Annotated in this window: 13 protein-coding genes; 5 read left to right on the top strand and 8 right to left on the bottom strand. The window is 42.6% G+C overall.

The features are described 5' to 3' along the window. The first annotated feature begins 40 nt into the window (after nt 1–40). From MHB38_RS05425 to MHB38_RS05410, 4 genes are all read left to right on the top strand, one after another. Nucleotides 41–1,882, top strand: a complete 1,842-nt coding sequence (locus MHB38_RS05425) for a bifunctional homocysteine S-methyltransferase/methylenetetrahydrofolate reductase (RefSeq protein WP_046527338.1) — start codon at nt 41–43, stop codon at nt 1,880–1,882. Beyond that, complete coding sequence (metH, locus tag MHB38_RS05420; RefSeq protein ID WP_341002714.1) at nt 1,866–5,294, top strand: methionine synthase; 3,429 nt, start codon at nt 1,866–1,868, stop codon at nt 5,292–5,294. The genes MHB38_RS05425 and metH overlap by 17 nt, the downstream gene beginning before the upstream one ends. 117 nt (nt 5,295–5,411) lie before the next feature. Beyond that, a complete protein-coding gene (locus tag MHB38_RS05415; RefSeq protein WP_202734572.1) occupies nt 5,412–6,347 on the top strand; it encodes an anti protein in 936 nt (311 codons plus the stop codon). 97 nt (nt 6,348–6,444) lie between these two features. Continuing rightward, nucleotides 6,445–7,302 (top strand): GNAT family N-acetyltransferase, encoded by an 858-nt coding sequence (locus tag MHB38_RS05410; protein ID WP_202734573.1) that lies wholly within the window; start codon nt 6,445–6,447, stop codon nt 7,300–7,302. A gap of 45 nt (nt 7,303–7,347) precedes the next feature. Here the strand turns inward: MHB38_RS05410 and MHB38_RS05405 are convergent, their stop codons facing one another. Genes MHB38_RS05405 through MHB38_RS05380 form a run of 6 tightly spaced genes read right to left on the bottom strand, consistent with a single transcriptional unit; the run spans nt 7,348 to nt 15,658 of the window. Continuing rightward, a complete protein-coding gene (locus MHB38_RS05405; protein ID WP_341002706.1) occupies nt 7,348–9,162 on the bottom strand; it encodes an IucA/IucC family protein in 1,815 nt (604 codons plus the stop codon). Nucleotides 9,163–9,175: 13 nt separating this feature from the next. Next, the gene (locus tag MHB38_RS05400) at nt 9,176–10,525 is read right to left on the bottom strand and encodes a lysine N(6)-hydroxylase/L-ornithine N(5)-oxygenase family protein (protein WP_025207126.1); all 1,350 of its coding nucleotides are present in this window, start codon (nt 10,523–10,525) and stop codon (nt 9,176–9,178) included. Further along, the gene (locus MHB38_RS05395; RefSeq protein ID WP_065460116.1) at nt 10,500–11,054 is read right to left on the bottom strand and encodes a GNAT family N-acetyltransferase; all 555 of its coding nucleotides are present in this window, start codon (nt 11,052–11,054) and stop codon (nt 10,500–10,502) included. The genes MHB38_RS05400 and MHB38_RS05395 overlap by 26 nt, the downstream gene beginning before the upstream one ends. Further along, complete coding sequence (locus MHB38_RS05390; protein WP_076821912.1) at nt 11,051–12,832, bottom strand: IucA/IucC family protein; 1,782 nt, start codon at nt 12,830–12,832, stop codon at nt 11,051–11,053. The genes MHB38_RS05395 and MHB38_RS05390 overlap by 4 nt, the downstream gene beginning before the upstream one ends. Continuing rightward, nucleotides 12,829–14,325 (bottom strand): pyridoxal phosphate-dependent decarboxylase family protein, encoded by a 1,497-nt coding sequence (locus MHB38_RS05385; protein WP_065460112.1) that lies wholly within the window; start codon nt 14,323–14,325, stop codon nt 12,829–12,831. The genes MHB38_RS05390 and MHB38_RS05385 overlap by 4 nt, the downstream gene beginning before the upstream one ends. Then, nucleotides 14,312–15,658 (bottom strand): aspartate aminotransferase family protein, encoded by a 1,347-nt coding sequence (locus MHB38_RS05380; RefSeq protein WP_025207123.1) that lies wholly within the window; start codon nt 15,656–15,658, stop codon nt 14,312–14,314. Before MHB38_RS05380 ends, MHB38_RS05385 begins: the two co-directional genes overlap by 14 nt. A gap of 387 nt (nt 15,659–16,045) precedes the next feature. Here MHB38_RS05380 and MHB38_RS05375 point away from each other — a divergent pair, with 387 nt between their 5' ends. Next, the gene (locus MHB38_RS05375) at nt 16,046–16,582 is read left to right on the top strand and encodes a serine O-acetyltransferase (protein WP_202734574.1); all 537 of its coding nucleotides are present in this window, start codon (nt 16,046–16,048) and stop codon (nt 16,580–16,582) included. A gap of 168 nt (nt 16,583–16,750) precedes the next feature. On the opposite strand, the gene MHB38_RS05370 is transcribed toward MHB38_RS05375, so the two are convergent. Continuing rightward, nucleotides 16,751–17,026 carry a hypothetical protein gene (locus MHB38_RS05370; RefSeq protein WP_008348576.1) on the bottom strand — a complete coding sequence of 92 codons (276 nt, stop codon included), beginning with the start codon at nt 17,024–17,026 and terminating at the stop codon, nt 16,751–16,753. A 63-nt stretch (nt 17,027–17,089) separates the two neighbouring features. Next, nucleotides 17,090–17,650, bottom strand: coding sequence for a GNAT family N-acetyltransferase (locus MHB38_RS05365; protein ID WP_136944460.1), 561 nt, complete (start codon nt 17,648–17,650; stop codon nt 17,090–17,092). Nucleotides 17,651–17,663 lie beyond the last annotated feature (13 nt).

The raw sequence follows: 17,663 nt of genomic DNA, 5'->3' as shown, positions 1-17,663 counted from the left end.
AGAAGGCTTTTTTTGTTACATAGAAATAAGGAGGAAACCAATGGGCCTATTACAAGACTTACAAAATCGCGTACTGATTGCTGATGGAGCAATGGGAACACTTTTATACTCTTATGGCATTGACCGCTGCTTTGAAGAATTAAATTTATCAAAAGAAGATGAAGTCAAAAGAGTGCACGAGGCATATGTGCAAGCTGGAGCGGACATTATTCAAACGAACACATACGGTGCGAATTATATTAAACTATCCCGCTACGGTTTGGAAGAAGAAACAAAACGCATTAACACAAAAGCTGTACAAATTGCCAAAGCAGCCGCTGGCTCAGCTTATGTCCTTGGAACGATCGGTGGCATTCGAACATTTAACAAAAATGCCTACTCTTTAGACGAGATTAAACGGAGCTTTAGAGAACAGCTCTATATCCTTTTAAATGAAGAGCCTGATGGATTACTGCTTGAAACATATTACGATATTGAAGAAGCAAAAGCCGTTCTTGAGATTGCTCGCAAAGAAACAGCGCTTCCGATTGTCATGAACGTCTCCATGCATGAGCAAGGTGTATTGCAGGACGGGACACCGCTAAAAGACGGTTTATCTGAATTATCCTCACTTGGCGCTGATGTCGTCGGCATTAACTGCCGGCTGGGCCCTTATCATATGATTCAGGCACTTGAAGGTGTTCCACTTTTGGAAAATTCTCATTTATCTGTCTATCCAAACAGCAGTCTCCCCTCCCTTGAAGAAGGCAGACTCGTCTATGATACAGATAATGATTATTTCCGAAAAAGTGCACTTGAGTTTAGAAATCAGGGCGCACGAATCATTGGAGGCTGCTGCGGAACAACCCCTCAGCATATTAGCGCCATGGCTGAGGCGGTCAAAGATTTAGCACCTATCACCGAAAAAGAAGTGAAAATATTAAAAGAAGAAATCATTTCCATCCAAGATCAACGGACAGAACCAGGTCTTGACGAGCTGGCTGTGAAAAAACGTTCGATTATCGTCGAGCTAGACCCGCCGAAGAAGCTGAACTTTGAAAAATTCCTCGTCGCAGCGAACGAATTAAAAAGTGCAGGCATTGATGCCCTCACACTGGCCGATAACTCTCTAGCTACCCCGCGTATTAGCAATGTGGCATGCGGCGCTTTATTAAAACAGCAGCTTGATATGCGTTCACTTGTCCATATCACATGTCGTGATCGCAATTTGATTGGACTCCAATCCCACTTAATGGGGCTGGACACACTTGGACTAACCGATATTTTAGCCATCACAGGCGATCCGTCTAAAATTGGAGACTTCCCAGGTGCGACATCTGTGTATGATTTAACCTCCTTTGATTTGATCCGTCTGATCAAACAATTTAACGAGGGACTATCTTTCTCCGGGAAGCCGCTCGGGAAAAAGACTAATTTTTCAGTGGCTGGCGCGTTTAATCCAAATGTCCGTCATATTGATAAAGCAGTCAAACGCCTCGAGAAGAAAATCGAATACGGTGCCGATTATTTTATTTCACAACCTGTATACTCTGAGGAACAGCTTGTGAAGATTCATGAAGAAAGCCGACATTTGGATAAACCGATTTACATCGGTATTATGCCGCTAACAAGCAGCCGAAACGCAGAGTTTATTCATCATGAAATTCCCGGCATTAAATTGTCTGACTCGATTCGTGAGATTATGGCCAAGGCAGGCGAAAATAAAGAAAAGCAGCGGACAGAAGGGTTAGCGATTGCCCGCTCTTTATTAGATACAGCTTGCGAATTGTTTAATGGTATCTATTTAATTACCCCTTTCCTTCGATCAGATTTAACAGCAGAACTGACAACTTACATCCATCAGAAAGAAAAGGAGCCAAACATCCATGCCAACTATCACTGAACAGCTCAAAAAACGCATCCTCGTCCTTGACGGTGCAATGGGCACAATGATTCAAAACGCCGATCTCACAGCAGAGGATTTCGGCGGAGAAGAGTATGAGGGCTGTAACGAATATTTAAACGTCACAGCCCCTCACATTATCTCCACGATTCACCGGCAATACCTAGAGGCAAGTGCTGACCTCATTGAAACAAATACATTCGGTGCGACGAAGCTCGTTCTCGATGAATATGGACTTGGCCATCTCGCCTATGAATTGAACGTAAAAGCAGCTCAGCTGGCAAAGCGTGAAGCAGACCGTTTGTCGACGCCAGACTGGCCCCGCTTTGTAGTAGGCGCAATGGGGCCCACTACAAAAACATTATCCGTGACAGGCGGCACAACGTTTGAAGAGCTCGTTGCAAATTATGAAGAACAAGCCCGCGCCCTGATTGATGGGAAATGTGATGCTCTTCTTTTAGAAACGAGTCAAGACATGCTGAATGTCAAAGCTGGATTTAAAGGCATTCAAGAAGCCTTTCACGCAACCGGTATTGAGCTACCACTGATGGTGTCAGGGACGATCGAACCAATGGGCACCACCCTTGCCGGTCAAGATATTGAAGCCTTTTATATCTCACTTGAGCATATGAAACCAATCAGCGTCGGACTAAACTGTGCAACTGGTCCAGAATTTATGACAGACCATATCCGTACACTTTCCTCCATCTCAAAGTCGGCTGTCAGCTGCTATCCAAACGCTGGTCTCCCTGATGAAGAAGGACAATATCACGAATCCCCTGCTTCGCTTGCTAAAAAAATCGCCGCTTTTGCAAAAGAAGGCTGGTTAAATATCGTTGGCGGCTGCTGCGGTACAACGCCTGCACATATTAAGGCATTATCAGATGAAGTACGTCCGCTTCAGCCCCGCAGCATGTCGCATGAGTCATCACCGCATACCGTATCAGGAATCGAGCCCCTCATTTATGAAGAAGCGATGCGCCCCCTCTTTGTTGGTGAGCGCACAAATGTCATTGGTTCACGCAAATTCAAACGGCTCATCGCAGAACAAAAGTTTGAAGAGGCAGCAGAAATTGCCCGTGCTCAAGTGAAAAATGGCGCTCACGTCATTGATGTGTGTTTAGCAGACCCTGATCGTGATGAGATAGCAGACATGGAAGGCTTTTTAAAAGAAGCCATGAAAAAAGTGAAAGCTCCTTTTGTCATTGATTCAACCGATAAACATGTCATCGAAAAAGCACTCATGTATTCTCAAGGAAAAGCCATTATTAATTCTATTAATTTAGAGGATGGAGAAGAGCGCTTTGAAGAGATTCTTCCGCTTGTCAAGCTATATGGCGGCGCACTTGTTGTTGGAACAATCGATGAAACAGGGATGGCCGTCACAGCAGATCGAAAACTTGAAATTGCCGTAAGATCCCATGACCTGCTCACGAAAAAATATGGAATCCCTGCGAGTGATATCATTTTTGACCCGCTTGTCTTTCCAGTAGGTACTGGAGACGAACAGTATATTGGTGCTGCTGAAGAGACGATTAAAGGCATTGAGCGAATCAAAGCAGTACTGCCTGAATGTCTCACCATTTTAGGCATTAGTAACGTGTCTTTCGGACTCCCACCAGTCGGCAGAGAAATATTGAATGCCGTTTATTTGTATCACTGCGTCAAAGCAGGACTTGATTATGCGATCGTGAATACTGAAAAGCTTGAACGCTTTGCTTCAATTCCAAAGGAAGAAATCAAGCTGGCTGAAACTTTACTTTATGAAACAAATGATCAAACCCTTGCTGAGTTCACCCAATTTTATCGCGGGAAAAAGAAAACAGAGAAGAAACCAAAGATCTCCTTATCACTTGATGAAAGGCTGGCACTCTATGTCGTCGAAGGGACGAAAGAAGGACTGATTGATGACCTTGCCCTTGCTTTGGAAAAATTTGAATCACCTCTTCATGTCATCAATGGACCATTAATGCAGGGAATGTCGGAGGTTGGGCGCCTTTTTAATCAAAACGAATTGATTGTAGCTGAAGTCCTCCAATCCGCTGAGGTCATGAAAGCATCTGTTTCATACCTTGAGCAATTTATGGAGAAAAAGGACGCAAGCGGCAAAGGGAAGATTCTCCTCGCCACCGTCAAAGGCGATGTCCATGATATAGGGAAAAACCTGGTCGACATCATTTTGAGCAATAATGGCTTTCACGTCGTCGATCTCGGAATCAAAGTAACCCCACAAACATTGATTGAAGCGGTGCAAAAAGAAAAGCCAGATATGATTGGACTATCAGGTTTACTTGTCAAATCAGCACAGCAAATGGTCTTGACCGCTCAAGATTTACAAAAAGCAAACATCTCTGTTCCCATTTTGGTGGGCGGCGCGGCGCTTTCACGGAAGTTTACGAAGATGAAAATTTCGCCTCAATATGATGGCCCCGTCCTTTACGCCAAAGATGCAATGGACGGTCTGTCTTTAGCGAATGAATTAAGAACGAACCCTCTTCAATTTCAAACAAAACCCTTAGAGGATCAAGAAACACTCCATAAGGAAAAAGAAACAAAGCAGCCAAAAGCCGTGATTGAATTACTAGAAAAACGCGCGACACTTCCGGAGGCAGCGATATTCACGCCAGAAAATACGAAACGCCATTATGTACGGGATATTGATTTGCACCACATTATGCCCTATGTCAATGAGCAAATGCTGATCGGCCATCATCTCGGTTTAAAAGGAAAGGTCAAAAAGCTCTTGGCTGAACAGCATCCAAAAGCATTGGAGTTAAAACAACTGATCACAGATCTTCTTCAAGAAGGCAGAGAGAAAAACTGGTTTGCACCTGCATTCGTCTATCAATTCTTCCCTGCCAATTCAAATGGGAATGACCTGCATATCTATGATCCAGAAGCGCCTGACCGCGTCATTGAGACATTCCAATTTCCAAGACAGGAAAAACTTCCGTACCGGTCTATTTCTGATTATGTGCGGAAAAGCGGAGAGAACGAGAAAGATTATATCGCCTTATTTGCAGTGACGGCTGGTGCCCGCATACGAGAAGTTGCGCAGCAATTTAAACAAGAGGGTGACTATTTAAAAATGCATGCGGTCCAAGCTTTAGCACTTGAGCTTGCAGAAGGCTTGGCTGAACGAACGCATCAAGTAATTCGTGATAAATGGGGATTCCCAGACCCAGTCGATTTCACGATGGAGAAACGGTTCCAAGCCAAATATCAAGGTCAGCGCTATTCCTTTGGCTATCCAGCGTGCCCTAATCTAGAAGACCAAGAAAAACTATTCCATCTGCTGCAGCCAGAAAAAATCGGGATTCATCTCACAGAAGGGTTTATGATGGAGCCTGAAGCATCCGTTTCAGCCATTGTCGTTTCTCATCCTGAAGCTCGATATTTTAACGTTCACTAAAAAAACCTCCTGAATTGGAGGTTCTTTTTATAAATAAAAATGGAATATATATGAAAAAATACGTTTATTTACCGATATTATAAATGAAAGTCATTTACTTAAAAGGAGATGTTTGTCATGTTCAAAAAGAAGATCGGGGTTTTATTGCTTACAGGCCTCTTTATCGCTAGCCCTCTTTTCCAATCACCTGCTCAAGCAAGTGAAACGTCTACGAAACAAACAAAATATTATACAGAAGAATTGGAGCATCTGTATCCAGACAGTGATTATGCAAACAATGATACGATGGAAAAAGCTCAATTTTTACAGCACTCTCTTCATCTAAACAAGACCTATTTATATCACGAAGGCAGTATCTCTTCTATGAATGACATTGATTTTTATCGGTTCACCAGCTCTAAATTTGATGGAGCAGATGGCCGCTTTTCTATCAAACTCGTCAATGTGAAAGCTGGAAATGATTTCGATCTTTATCTTTACAATCAGAGCGGGTCACTCGTGTCTTCCTCTGTGCGGACAAACAACCAAAATGAAATCATCCATATGCCGAAAATTGCCGCCAGTACTGACTACTATTTAGCCGTCAAACCAAAGCAATTATTAAATGAAGAGGACAACATGTATCGTATTGTCTTTGATAAAAGTATTGAAAAAGGCACAACGAAACGATATGGATCACCTGCCACATTGAATAGTTTCAATGAAGCCGGATCTCCCAACTCTTCTTTTGATTTAAACAGCTTGCCGCAGGATGCCGTTGTCACTGGACTGTCATTAGAAGCTGAAAAAGGTAGTACAAATGCATATAATTATGTATTCACCGTCTCTTCCTTAAAAGGCGGAACAGTGAACGTACCTTGGAACGGTCAAAAAGTTGACATCTCTTCTTATAAAACAAGTCAAGTGCCAGCAAAAGACCGCTTTTTTGTTTCTTTTAATGCAACCGAGGTTCCTCAATTGATCGGTGGACGGTTAATCAAAGTAGGCGTTGTCTCAATTAAGAACTTACAGCTCACCTTTGAATATGAATACAACCGTGACCTCAATTATTAAACTAGACAAAAGGAAAAGGTATCCCCTTTTCCTTTTTCTTATGCGTTCTTATGGTACGATACATAGAGAGAAATCAGCTAAGAAGGAGTTGCGTGTATTGCCAAACGTTATTCAACGATCTTTAACCCTTGATGACATACCAGACCTTGTCGCATTGTCAAAAGAGGTCGATTGGCCTGATTACAATGCGGAAGAGCTCACATCTCTTTTAACAAATGGACATTTTACCGGTTTTACAACAACTGACGGACAAGTCATTTCATGCGCTGGACTTTTTCAGTATGACAGTGTGGCATCAATTGGAGCGGTCATTGTATCTGAGACACATCGAGGCCTCGGTCTTGCCCGTCAAATGATTGACACACTGCTTCGTCATAGTGATCCAAGTGTCCCTGTCGTTTTAACGGCTACTGTACAAGGACAGCCAGTCTATGAAAAAATCGGCTTTCAGACAGCCGGTTATATTCATACATACAAAGCACAAAAAACAAATCCTAGTGCGCTTCACGTGTCACATCAGATTCATCTTTTTCCCGCTGATGAAACGCACCTCCCGTCTATTGAAAGACTGGATGAAAAAGGCGCAGGAACCAATCGATCAAACTTCTTAATAAAACGAATGGAGCGAGCAGCATTTAAACTGATCGCAAAGGATGAACACCACGAAATCACCGGTTTCGCGTTTGGTGTGGAAACACCAGCTAATCTGATGATTGGCCCGCTTGCAGCAAACGATGAACAAACGGCGCTATCACTCATTCAATCACTTCTCACGTCTTATTCTGGCGCCTTTCGTTTAGATATGCAGGAAGAAACAGCTGAACGCCTGCATGCATCACTTGTAGAAGCAGGATTTACGAAAACAAACGTCGCACATTTTATGATGATTCGTGGGATCGAAAAGCAGAACGATCCGGCGCTTCTCTATTTTCTGGCCTCACAAGCATTTTCATAAAAAATCAAAAAGCTGTAGACAGATGTTGTCTACAGCTTTTCTTTTTTATTTTTCGCCTACGGATGAGAGAACTTGAGCGAGTGCATTTGTGACCTTGCCATGCTCTGATGCATGCGGCCGGTCATCTCCATCTCCATAGCCATAATCAATCATGCGATTACGGTTTAAGCAAAGCTTTGTCAGCTGAGGCTGGAATAGATCAAATAAAGCAAAACGATCTTTTAGCTGTGGAAATTGCTTTTGATACTGCTGAATTTCTTCTGCAAGCAAGCGCCAAAGCGTCGTTTCATCTAACAGATTGTGATTGTCTAACACGTTTGACACGTAACGAAGATTGCAAATAAACAGGCCCGTAAAAATAAATTGTACAAGACCCTCAGGCGGCTCACTACGCAGCACTTCCTTTAGATCTTCTTCTAATGAAGCCAATTCAGGCAGCGGTTGATCACTAATGTTCACATCATCAACAAAATCTTTGATCGCCAAACGATGCGGCTTGTGATCTTTTAATACAAGAATTGTATTTTGTCCGTGCGGTGAAAACACCGTGCCATATTGATACATAAAGTGCAGAAGCGGCGGCATGACAACATGGAAGAATGACGCCATCCATTCTTTTGCTGACAGACCCGATTTTTCAATGAGCTGCTTTAGATAAGGCTCGCCTTCATGATCCTCATAAGTCAGTGCCGCCAGCGTAACAGGGCTCTCCCCTTCATCTAAATACGTATAAATGCTTTCTCTAAAAATGACCCCAAGCATTTCAAGGTATTGATATGGCGCACCAGGTAGCTTGCTGTAATAAGGATGATCAACATTGATACTCGCATTCTCACCTGGTAAAATCACGCGGCATACATCGGATAAAAAGGCGTCTTGATCGGCAATTCCTTTAATATGCGCTGTAATACGTGGCGCAATAACTGTACGTTCTGATGGGAGCCCCCGGTACACTAGCGTATTTAAAATACTCATTGGCAGTTTAATATGATGCTTGCCTTTATTTGAGATGTTCGTAAAGGTTCTGATCGATTGCTGTGGAATATATTGATCCAGCCCTTCTCCCAAATACACTATGCGGCGCATGGCCAAATCTTCGGGGAAATGCTGGATGATCATATGCGTCCACTGCCATTTATGAACAGGCATCATATAATAATCAGCCGCATTCAGCCCTTCATCTTTTAACACACGTTGGAATTGACGAATCGTGACTTCGTCTAATTCTTTGGCAATGATGTGCTCATAGTTCTCATGATCGACCGCATGGAATGTCGCAAGTTCTCGGTGAACAGCAATCCAAGACAGCTGCACACTTTCCTGCCTTTCAGGTGCATAGGCTAAGTAATCATCGTAGCTGAACCCAATACGCCCTTTGTTATAGACGATCCAAGGATGACCAGTCATCTCGCCTTCAATCCATGCGTAGTCTGTATCCGTTAGCTCATCCGCATGAAGTGCTTTTTTCGACAGCAAATGAACATCCGCTAACAAGGTATGGTGAAGCTCTTTGATCAGATGGCCAGTTGTTTCAGAAGACATTGGGATGATTGGCTGAATGTCTAGTAAAAACACAATGGCACTAACATCCTTTGTCCATGTTCCGTCTTGACAGCACTCGATCGATTCAGCAATCGTATCAAAACTATCAAACAAACGAGGTTTTGCGAGATAACGATATTTCTTCTGTTCGTGAATGATTAATTCGTATTGGGCGATGCCATCCTGATGATCTAGCTGAATGGGATGAAGCATATCCTCATACATATATTCGGACAGCATTTTTGCCACCATTCGCTGGTTTGCTTTTTTCCAAGCAGCAGGATTGACCGCTTTTTTCAATTCATCTTGTACACTCATCGGTTCATCCTCCTTACCCTTTGATTTCTTCAAATGTATTTGCGTGTTTATGTGTACCGAATGTCTGGAAAACATGCTTTTGATAAAGTGGATACACAGGTCGACGAGCCAGTTCATTGATAATGACACTGTTTCGGTACGCCCCTAGCCCTAAATCTGGTGCGCCTACTCCATGTGTATGAAGCTCTGCATTTTGTACAAAAATATCATTTTCACCTAAAGTATTTGTTTTCAATCGATATTCACGTTCAACCTGGAAGCGTCCTTGATGATCCCACTGAATATGATGGGAAATCGGATCAATAAATGGCGGTAATACGGATTGATAGCCCGTTGCCAAGACGACAATGTCTGTCTCATGCGTAAAGGATTCCTCTTTGACCCATTGATTGCATGAAAGCGATAAGCCGTCCCTCGTTTCCTCGATCAAATTGACCTCCGTCATCGCCTGCAGCACGGTGTTCAGCTGCTCTCCGCAAGCAGAACGTTCATAAAGCAAGTGATAAATATCTCGGATCATCGCTGAGCTGATGCCTTTATACAGCAAATCTTGCTGCTTTAATAGCGCATCTTTTTTAGGTTGCGGAAGCTCATAAAAGAAATCAATATAGTCTGGAGAGAAATACTCAAGACCCAAATTTGAATATTCCATTGGGAAAAACCCTTTAGAGCGTGTAAACCAATGAATATCCTTCGCCTCATCGTCTGATAAAATGTCATAGAATACTTCTGCCGCACTTTGACCAGAACCGATGACCGTCACGGATTTTCCTTTAAAACAGCCTTCTTTCTTTCGTTTCAAGTAATCAGCAGAATGAAACACCCGATCCCCTAAAGCTGGCTGAAGAGGTGCTGGTACCGCAGGCTGTGTGCCGATACCTAAAACAAGATGCTTACTTTCAAACACCTCTACCGTTTGATCTTTCACATGACGGACATGCACTTCATATCGTTTTTCTCCAGCTTTTTCAACAATGGAGACAGATTCGACATTCATGCCAAATCGGCAAGAATCTAATTGATCCGCGACCCAGCGGCAATAATGGCTATATTCCTTGCGCGGGATATGGAAGTCTTCTAGAAAGTAAAATGAATACAAACGGTTTTGTTCCTGCAAATAGTTGAGAAAGCTATATTTGCTTTTCACATCCGCCATACTGACAAGATCCGCTAAAAAGGGGACTTGAAGTGTTGTCCCTTCAATGAGCATACCTGGATGCCAGTGGAACGCTTCACTTCTTTCAAAAAACAAAGCGTCAATTTCGTTTACTTCTTCAGATAATGCAGCAAGCCCTAGGTTAAATGGTCCAATGCCAATCCCAATGACATCCACTACATTATTTTGCTTGTTGAACCGCGTCATGGTTATACTTCCTTTCAAATCGATCTCGATGACAAAACATTAAAAGACCTGTTTTATCTGGTAAAGTGACTGGTTTCACACGTTCGAATCCACACTTTTCAAAGACATGAATCATTTTTTCGTTCCGAATATCTGGCTCAGCCACGATTTTTTCTGTTCGTTTGTTCTGCTCAAACTGAAATGCTGTCATGGCTTGAAGCAGCGGAGTCGCAAATCCTTTCCCTACATAATCTGGCTCTCCAATTAACAGGTGAATGCCTTGATCATGCGGAGAAGGCTGATAGTACGATTCAATGATATCCCCTTTCACATTGTATGCTTCAAAATAGCTCATCGGCGTTCCATCAATGGTTCCTAAATAAAGGGTTTGATGCGGATCATGAATGGCCTGATAAAAGCGCTTTTCAAAAGCAGGAAATGGAATATTCAAATGCCAAAATGGGTGGACATACTCTTCTTGCATCCACTTGTGGACAAGCTGGACGTCCCGTTCATATTCAGCGCGAATGAACCCAATTCGATGCCTCATCCAATCAGCGCCTCCTTATGTAAAAAGAGCGGATTCAACACAGACGTGTACCTGGATTGCGTTTCTAAAGAACCCGTCAGCTCATCCATATCTTCAAACCTCGTGAGTAAGTTCGCTTTTGAAGGCAGCTCCTGTGACCGAAGAAGACTGTTCGTCAGCTCAGATGCACCATATGTCTCTTCATGCGCAAGCAGTGTGTCTCTAATCAGGGCTAATAAATCTTCTTCTTTTGCAAGCCCCTCTGTACCAAAACCATTCACAAGACCAAACAAATGATTAAAGAAGAAATAGTAACGCAGTCTCTCAACCGCTACATCGTCTGCACAAATGGTTTCACTTCTGACGCTTAAGTTTTGAACAAGCTTCGCAAGCTGATCCTTTTTCGATTCGCTATAATAGTAGCCTTGATTGTCACGATAATAGAATGTGTGCGGATATCCATTCTTTAGCTGTACGACAGCATTTTGCTGATGGGCTTCAAGGGCAAGACCATACGTTTCAAACAACCAAAGCATCGGCTCTAACGAAATCGATAAATATTGTGTGAACCAATCACGGCTGACATCTTCTGTTGATCTGCCTTCAGCGTCTGCTAATTCATGAATAATGCCTGAAAGGCGTGATTTTTCTCCGTATGCATGATCCTGACATAGCCCTGCAATTAAGCTTGCCCCTTTTTCATGATGCAAAAATGGATTTTGACGAATGACGACTTCAAAGCCAGATTCCGCCTCATCCCCTTGAATAGATAGATACGCAGGATCTTCAATCACACGGAATCCAGAAAATTTGTCATATAAAGAAACGCCTAATTCTGTTTTTAAGATACGAGACATCTCAACTCCACGATCAAGTTCCTTTTGTTTGTTAACGCGTAAAGAGTTTGTGATCTTTACAGGGACAGAGAATTTGAGCATGTACGCAGAGTCTTTTTGATAGACCGTTCTAAAGGAAGATGTCGCTGTGTATTCAGACCCTAGTGGCCCTAAATACGCCAGCTTTCCGTCCTCTATATAACGCTTGACGAACGCTTTCTCCATCACCACTTGGACTTGCAGCGGATGAATCGGAATCAGGACATATTGACCGCCTTCTGTTAACGTCGTCAGTCTCTCTTTTTCTTCTGGCATCTGGCGCATGAGCTCCTCAAACATGAGGCTTGCCGCAGACTGTGAAATTGAAGAATCCTGAAGCACAATTGACGGATGTGCTTTAAAGTAATGAAGTTGGAAAGAGCCTTTCAGCTCAGGAGAATAAATAGCTTCCTCCTCTTCTGTCATTCCTTGTCTGCTTTTTGGTGTAGGATGCGTTAAATGCCCAAGAAGGAGTGACTGCTCCGCTTCGATATATTCAAAATCAGCTGAAGAAAGAGCTGCCCGATCACTTTCTCTCTCTCTGATGAATCGTTCAATATTCCGGCAGCTTAAAATGATGCGAAGCATGAACTCATCCTCTGCATCTGTGCGGCCGTATTCAATGAGAAGTTCCTTTGAACATAAAGCAACAAGTGTTGTATAATCGACGATCGTCCCCTGTTGCTCACTGCCTTGCGGGCGAAAGCGAACGGGAAAATCAAAGAGATGACGGCCTACAGGCGAAAAATATCGAATCGGAATGACAAGCTCAAGATCTTGTTTTGCTAATGCTGCTACAAATACAAGTGAGCCGTCTGCTTTTGTCTCTTTCTTTGCAGATCGATCAATTCCTGTTTCACGTAAAAAACAGTTTAAAAAGCTTTGCATCGTTGCATTTTCAGCCATTTGTTTATATTGACTCAACGTAGTACCCTCCCGGATTGAATATGAGCGATCCCGATATCAACAATGTCAGAAAGGATTTCCTCAATATGTGTAATAGTCGTTCTCGGATTTAACAAAGTGAATTTTAAGCATGTTTGACCATCGGCTACTGTTTTTGCTACGACAGCCGTTCCTGTTTGGAAAAGTGTGCGATGAATGACTTTATTGATGTCCTCTGCTTGATGATCATCTATAAAACGAAACACGACTGCATTGATTTCTGGATCAGGATTGATCACCTCAAGATGCTCATTTTTCTCAATCAACGTAGCCACATCTTTCGCAAAATGGATGGTATGGTCAATGATACCTGCAAATCCTTCTTCTCCAATCATACGCAGAGAGAGAAGGAGTTTTAGTGCATCAAACCGGCGCGTCGTCTGAACAGATTTATTCACGAGATGCAGAATGCCTTCCAGTTCATCTTCCTTTGGATTGAGATAATCTGCATGGTAATCAATCAAACCAAAATGTCTTTTATCCTTTAGTAGAAATGCCCCGCAGGAGATCGGCTGATAAAATTGCTTATGAAAGTCGATCGTGATCGAATCAGCAAGCTCGATGCCATCTAATTTTCCTCGGAACGTTTTGCTTAATACAAGCGCTCCTCCATAGGCAGCATCTGCATGAATCCACAAACCGAAAGGCTTCACCATGTCATATATGTCACGTACAGGATCAATACTGCCAAAATCAGTTGTCCCGCAAGTCGCCACGACTGCAAATGGAAGCAAATCCTGCTCCTTAAGCTCCATAAGCTTCTTCTGCAAATCATGCAGGTCCATTCGATGATGTTCGTCTGTCTCAACTAACACAACAGCCTGTTCACCTAAACCTAGCTGAGATGCTGATTTTTTCACAGTGAAGTGGGCATTCTTGGAGCAAAGAATCCGCATACGGTTTGCCTCGCTCGGCAACCCTTTCTGCTGTACATTCCATTGCCAAGTGTTTTCGCAAAATGCATCTCTTGCTAAAAGCAGTCCCATGTAGTTAGATTGGGTTCCACCGCTCGTAAAGGTCCCATCTGCTCGTTCTCCATAAGAAAACTTTTCACATAACCACTTGAGGATTTCCTCCTCAACCAAAGATGCAATGCCGCTTTGATCAAAGGAATCCATTGATTGGTTAAAGGAACTTACGATCACCTCTGCTGCCAGAGCAGGGATAAGAGGTGGGCAATGCAAATGTGCCAGGCATTTAGGATGTGACACATCAACCAAATGCGGTAAAAGGTGATTTTTTATATCTTGAAAAACAGACTCAATGGATTCACCAGCCGGTTGAATCTGGAATAACGATTCGACATGAGTCGCTAATTTCCCAGGCAATATCCCGCTATACGGTCCTCTGCTTGTTTGCCACTCTGCCAGTAAACTGTCGATGGATGCGTAGAGAGCCGCTTGGAAGGACTCCCTCCCAAGCTGGCTTTGTTGAATAAATAATGAATCGACAGATGGTTTAGTTGACTGCATCGTAAACTGCCTCTTTAAAAATCGTGATGACTTTTTCAAGCTGTTCTTCTGTCATGATCAAAGGCGGTAAGAATCGAATCACACTTCCAAAACGGCCTCCTGTCTCCACAATTAAGCCTTTATCAAAACAATTCTTTTGAATGAGACTGGCTAGCTCTGGATTTGCTGGATAACTGCCGTCCACATCCTGTTTCTCATCTGGATTCACAACTTCAACACCAATCATTAATCCTCTTCCTCGCACATCACCGAGAGCAGGCACTTGTTTTTGAATGTCTTTTAGATTGGCCTGCATACGCTGACCAAGCGCTTCTACATGATCAAGCAGATTGGTTTCTTTTATAAATTTAAGCGTAGCAGTTCCAGCTGCCATCGCCATTTGATTTCCTCTAAACGTGCCAATGTGTGCACCTGGATTCCATTGATCTAAGTCTTTGTCATAAATCACAACTGATAGCGGAAGGCTTCCCCCAATTGCTTTTGATAACACAATGACATCTGGCACAATACCAGCATGTTCAAAGGCAAACATCTTACCAGTTCGGCCGATGCCTGATTGAACCTCGTCAATAATAAGTGGAATTCCTTTTTCTTTTGTGATTCGTCTCATTTCTTGTATCCATTCAATTGATGCCGGGATGGAGCCGCCCTCCCCTTGCACCGCTTCAAAGATCATGCCTGCTGGCGGGAGAATTCCACTCTCAGGGTCATTTAATACACGCTCAATATAAGAGCTGGAAATGCGATGTGAATCTTTACCGCCAATTCCAAATGGACAGCGGTATTCATATGGATAAGGCAGGAAGTGAACATCTGGCATTAATCCTTGTACTCTTTCCTTTGGCGATAAGTTGCCGCTTAATGACATCGTGCCATGCGTAGCACCATGATATGCCCCGTGGAATGATAGAATGGAACGATTTCCCGTCGCTGTCTTGACTAGTTTAATTGCTGCTTCTATAGCATCACCACCAGTTGGTCCGCAAAATTGAATTTTCGCTCTTTTTGCAAACTCCTCTGGCAAGTGAGAAAAAATCTCATTCACAAATTCTTCTTTAATCTCTGAAGTGATGTCCAGCGTATGCAACGGTCTTTTTTCATGAAGCATACGTTCAATAGCATCTATAACAACCGGGTGATTGTGACCAAGGGCAAGTGTTCCTGCACCTGCTAGGCAGTCATAAAATTCTCTACCATCTGCATCTGTCACGATCATACCTTCGGCTTTTTGCATGGCTAATGGGAACCGTCTCGGGTAAGACCTTGCATTAGATTCTCTTTGACTTTGCTGCTCTAAAAATTGCTGATTTTTAGAAACGGTTTTGATGGACATAATAAAACACTCCTCCAATTGATAAAGATTATCATTTTCATTTACTAGCCTAGAGGATGTAAGATACGAAAGTCAATTGTATTCAAAAAGATGATTCTAAAAGCATATGAATGCTATATTCTCTTTTTAACGAGTAATTTCGTGTATTTTTTACAAACATCTACAGCCATAAGGGCGATGTAACGTTTGAGTATGAAAAATATTGAAAAAAATTACAAAACAATTCTCCTGGTTCTTTTGCTCTATGCGTTGTAGCTCCCTTGTTTGATACGGGACGGCCGAATGAAATGAATGCAGTAAAACAAAAAATGAACGTTATTTTATCTTGATATAAATGGTTATGATGGTATAATTTCTCTGAAACGAAAGGGAATCGAGGGAGATCTGATGATTTTAACGAAGCATGACCTTCACCACTACTTGGCACAAGATCAGAAAGCACTTGCCATCAATCGAAAAAGACCAAAGTGGCTTGGGGATGATATTTGGAAATATCAAAGATATTTACGAAAATATGAGTACTATACGAATAGCGGTGCTACGTTACGCAAATGGTTTTATCGTTACTTACATAAAAAGAAAGGCATGCAGCTTGGCTTTGATATCCCAATTGGTGTATTTGGACCTGGGCTCAGAATCAACCATACTGGGCTGTTGATTGTGAACAAGCATGCCAAAATCGGATCGTTTTGTGATATTCATCAAGGCGTGAATATCGGTCAAAACCATCATGAAAAAGATGTGCCCGTCATTGGAGATCGTGTATGGATCGGCCCTGGCGCTAAACTGTTTGGAAATATTTATATTGCGAATCATATTTCCATCGGAGCAAATGCAGTAGTGAATCGCTCCTTTCATGAAGAGCGGATTGTCATTGCAGGTGTCCCTGCTCAAAAAATAAAAGAAAAAAGCCCTTCTTTATGAAGGACTTACTTGACCAAAGCAGTGAGCCACATGAGATAAAATAAGATGGATAAACATGAGGATCATCCTGCCCGAGCCCCATCACCATTTATCCTAAGATGCTTTGGCGCAATCAAACCATCAATCGGTAGCAACTTGAAGTGAAACAAATCGCCACAGCCGTACTCTCTAATTTGCGTTGGAGTACCCGAAGACCAGCATGAGAAAGTACAAGACAAAGACGAGGATGGCAATCGCATAGATGAGAATGGACACAATCAGTACTGTCCAGCCCAACCCTTTTCTTCCTGTTTGAATGAGATATATTCCAAGTGTGAAGAGCCCGAGTAAAAGACCTAAGATGGCCCATAACCATTTATTTTTCCCGTGTTTTGGTGCATCAACGAATAGGTAGATTGCGACTAAGATGGATACAAACCAACCTGTAATCCATTTCACATTCATCCGCCACCCTTCTTTTTCAATTTATTGAATCTTACTATACTTTTTTCCTAATCTTAAAAACAACTATTCAAATGAATGATTCGGAAGGCTTTGCCATTCTTCTCTCAGCATCCCATACCGCATCGAATCATAATACTCCCCTTGATAGTAACGTACCTTACGCAGTCTTCCCTCAAGGATAAACCCGCATTTCTCTGCGCAACGCATCATTCGTTCATTTCCAGACCAGGTGGTCAGACCGATGCGTGGGATATCAATGTGTGAAAAGAGTTCATCGATCCATAGACGCAATGCCTTTGTTCCAACGCCCCCATTCCAAAAACGCGAGTCATAAATAAGAATCCCGCACTCCAGCCAGCGTGTGCGTTCATTCTCCCAATAATAAGAAACTGTGCCCTTTAATTCACCTCCGACATCAATGCCAAATAGTTTTGGCAGGACAGATTCATCCTGTAAATAGCGTTTTTTAAATGCAGCAAGCGATATGTCATGTTCAATAAAATACGGTGCATTCCACTTTCGATAGGCCTGGTCTGGTGCTTTAAACCTTAAATGCCATACCACTTCTAAATCGGTTTCGTCTAATGGACGTATGCTCACAATCTCTTCTTTTTTTCCTTTCATCTGTTCACGTTCC

This window comes from Bacillus sp. FSL K6-3176 (assembly GCF_038003325.1).
GTDB classification, from domain to species: Bacteria; Bacillota; Bacilli; order Bacillales; family Bacillaceae; genus Bacillus; species Bacillus altitudinis.
This window is presented reverse-complemented; position numbering and strand designations above follow the sequence as displayed.

What these genes read in the sequence shown, in the direction of transcription:
- MHB38_RS05425 (WP_046527338.1), top strand. Translation starts at nt 41, where the DNA reads ATGGGCCTATTACAAGACTTACAAAATCGCGTACTGATTGCTGATGGA.
- metH (WP_341002714.1), top strand. Translation starts at nt 1,866, where the DNA reads ATGCCAACTATCACTGAACAGCTCAAAAAACGCATCCTCGTCCTTGAC.
- MHB38_RS05415 (WP_202734572.1), top strand. Translation starts at nt 5,412, where the DNA reads ATGTTCAAAAAGAAGATCGGGGTTTTATTGCTTACAGGCCTCTTTATC.
- MHB38_RS05405 (WP_341002706.1), bottom strand. Translation starts at nt 9,162, where the DNA reads ATGAGTGTACAAGATGAATTGAAAAAAGCGGTCAATCCTGCTGCTTGG.
- MHB38_RS05400 (WP_025207126.1), bottom strand. Translation starts at nt 10,525, where the DNA reads ATGACGCGGTTCAACAAGCAAAATAATGTAGTGGATGTCATTGGGATT.
- MHB38_RS05395 (WP_065460116.1), bottom strand. Translation starts at nt 11,054, where the DNA reads ATGAGGCATCGAATTGGGTTCATTCGCGCTGAATATGAACGGGACGTC.
- MHB38_RS05385 (WP_065460112.1), bottom strand. Translation starts at nt 14,325, where the DNA reads ATGCAGTCAACTAAACCATCTGTCGATTCATTATTTATTCAACAAAGC.
- MHB38_RS05380 (WP_025207123.1), bottom strand. Translation starts at nt 15,658, where the DNA reads ATGTCCATCAAAACCGTTTCTAAAAATCAGCAATTTTTAGAGCAGCAA.
- MHB38_RS05375 (WP_202734574.1), top strand. Translation starts at nt 16,046, where the DNA reads ATGATTTTAACGAAGCATGACCTTCACCACTACTTGGCACAAGATCAG.
- MHB38_RS05370 (WP_008348576.1), bottom strand. Translation starts at nt 17,026, where the DNA reads ATGAATGTGAAATGGATTACAGGTTGGTTTGTATCCATCTTAGTCGCA.
- MHB38_RS05365 (WP_136944460.1), bottom strand. Translation starts at nt 17,650, where the DNA reads ATGAAAGGAAAAAAAGAAGAGATTGTGAGCATACGTCCATTAGACGAA.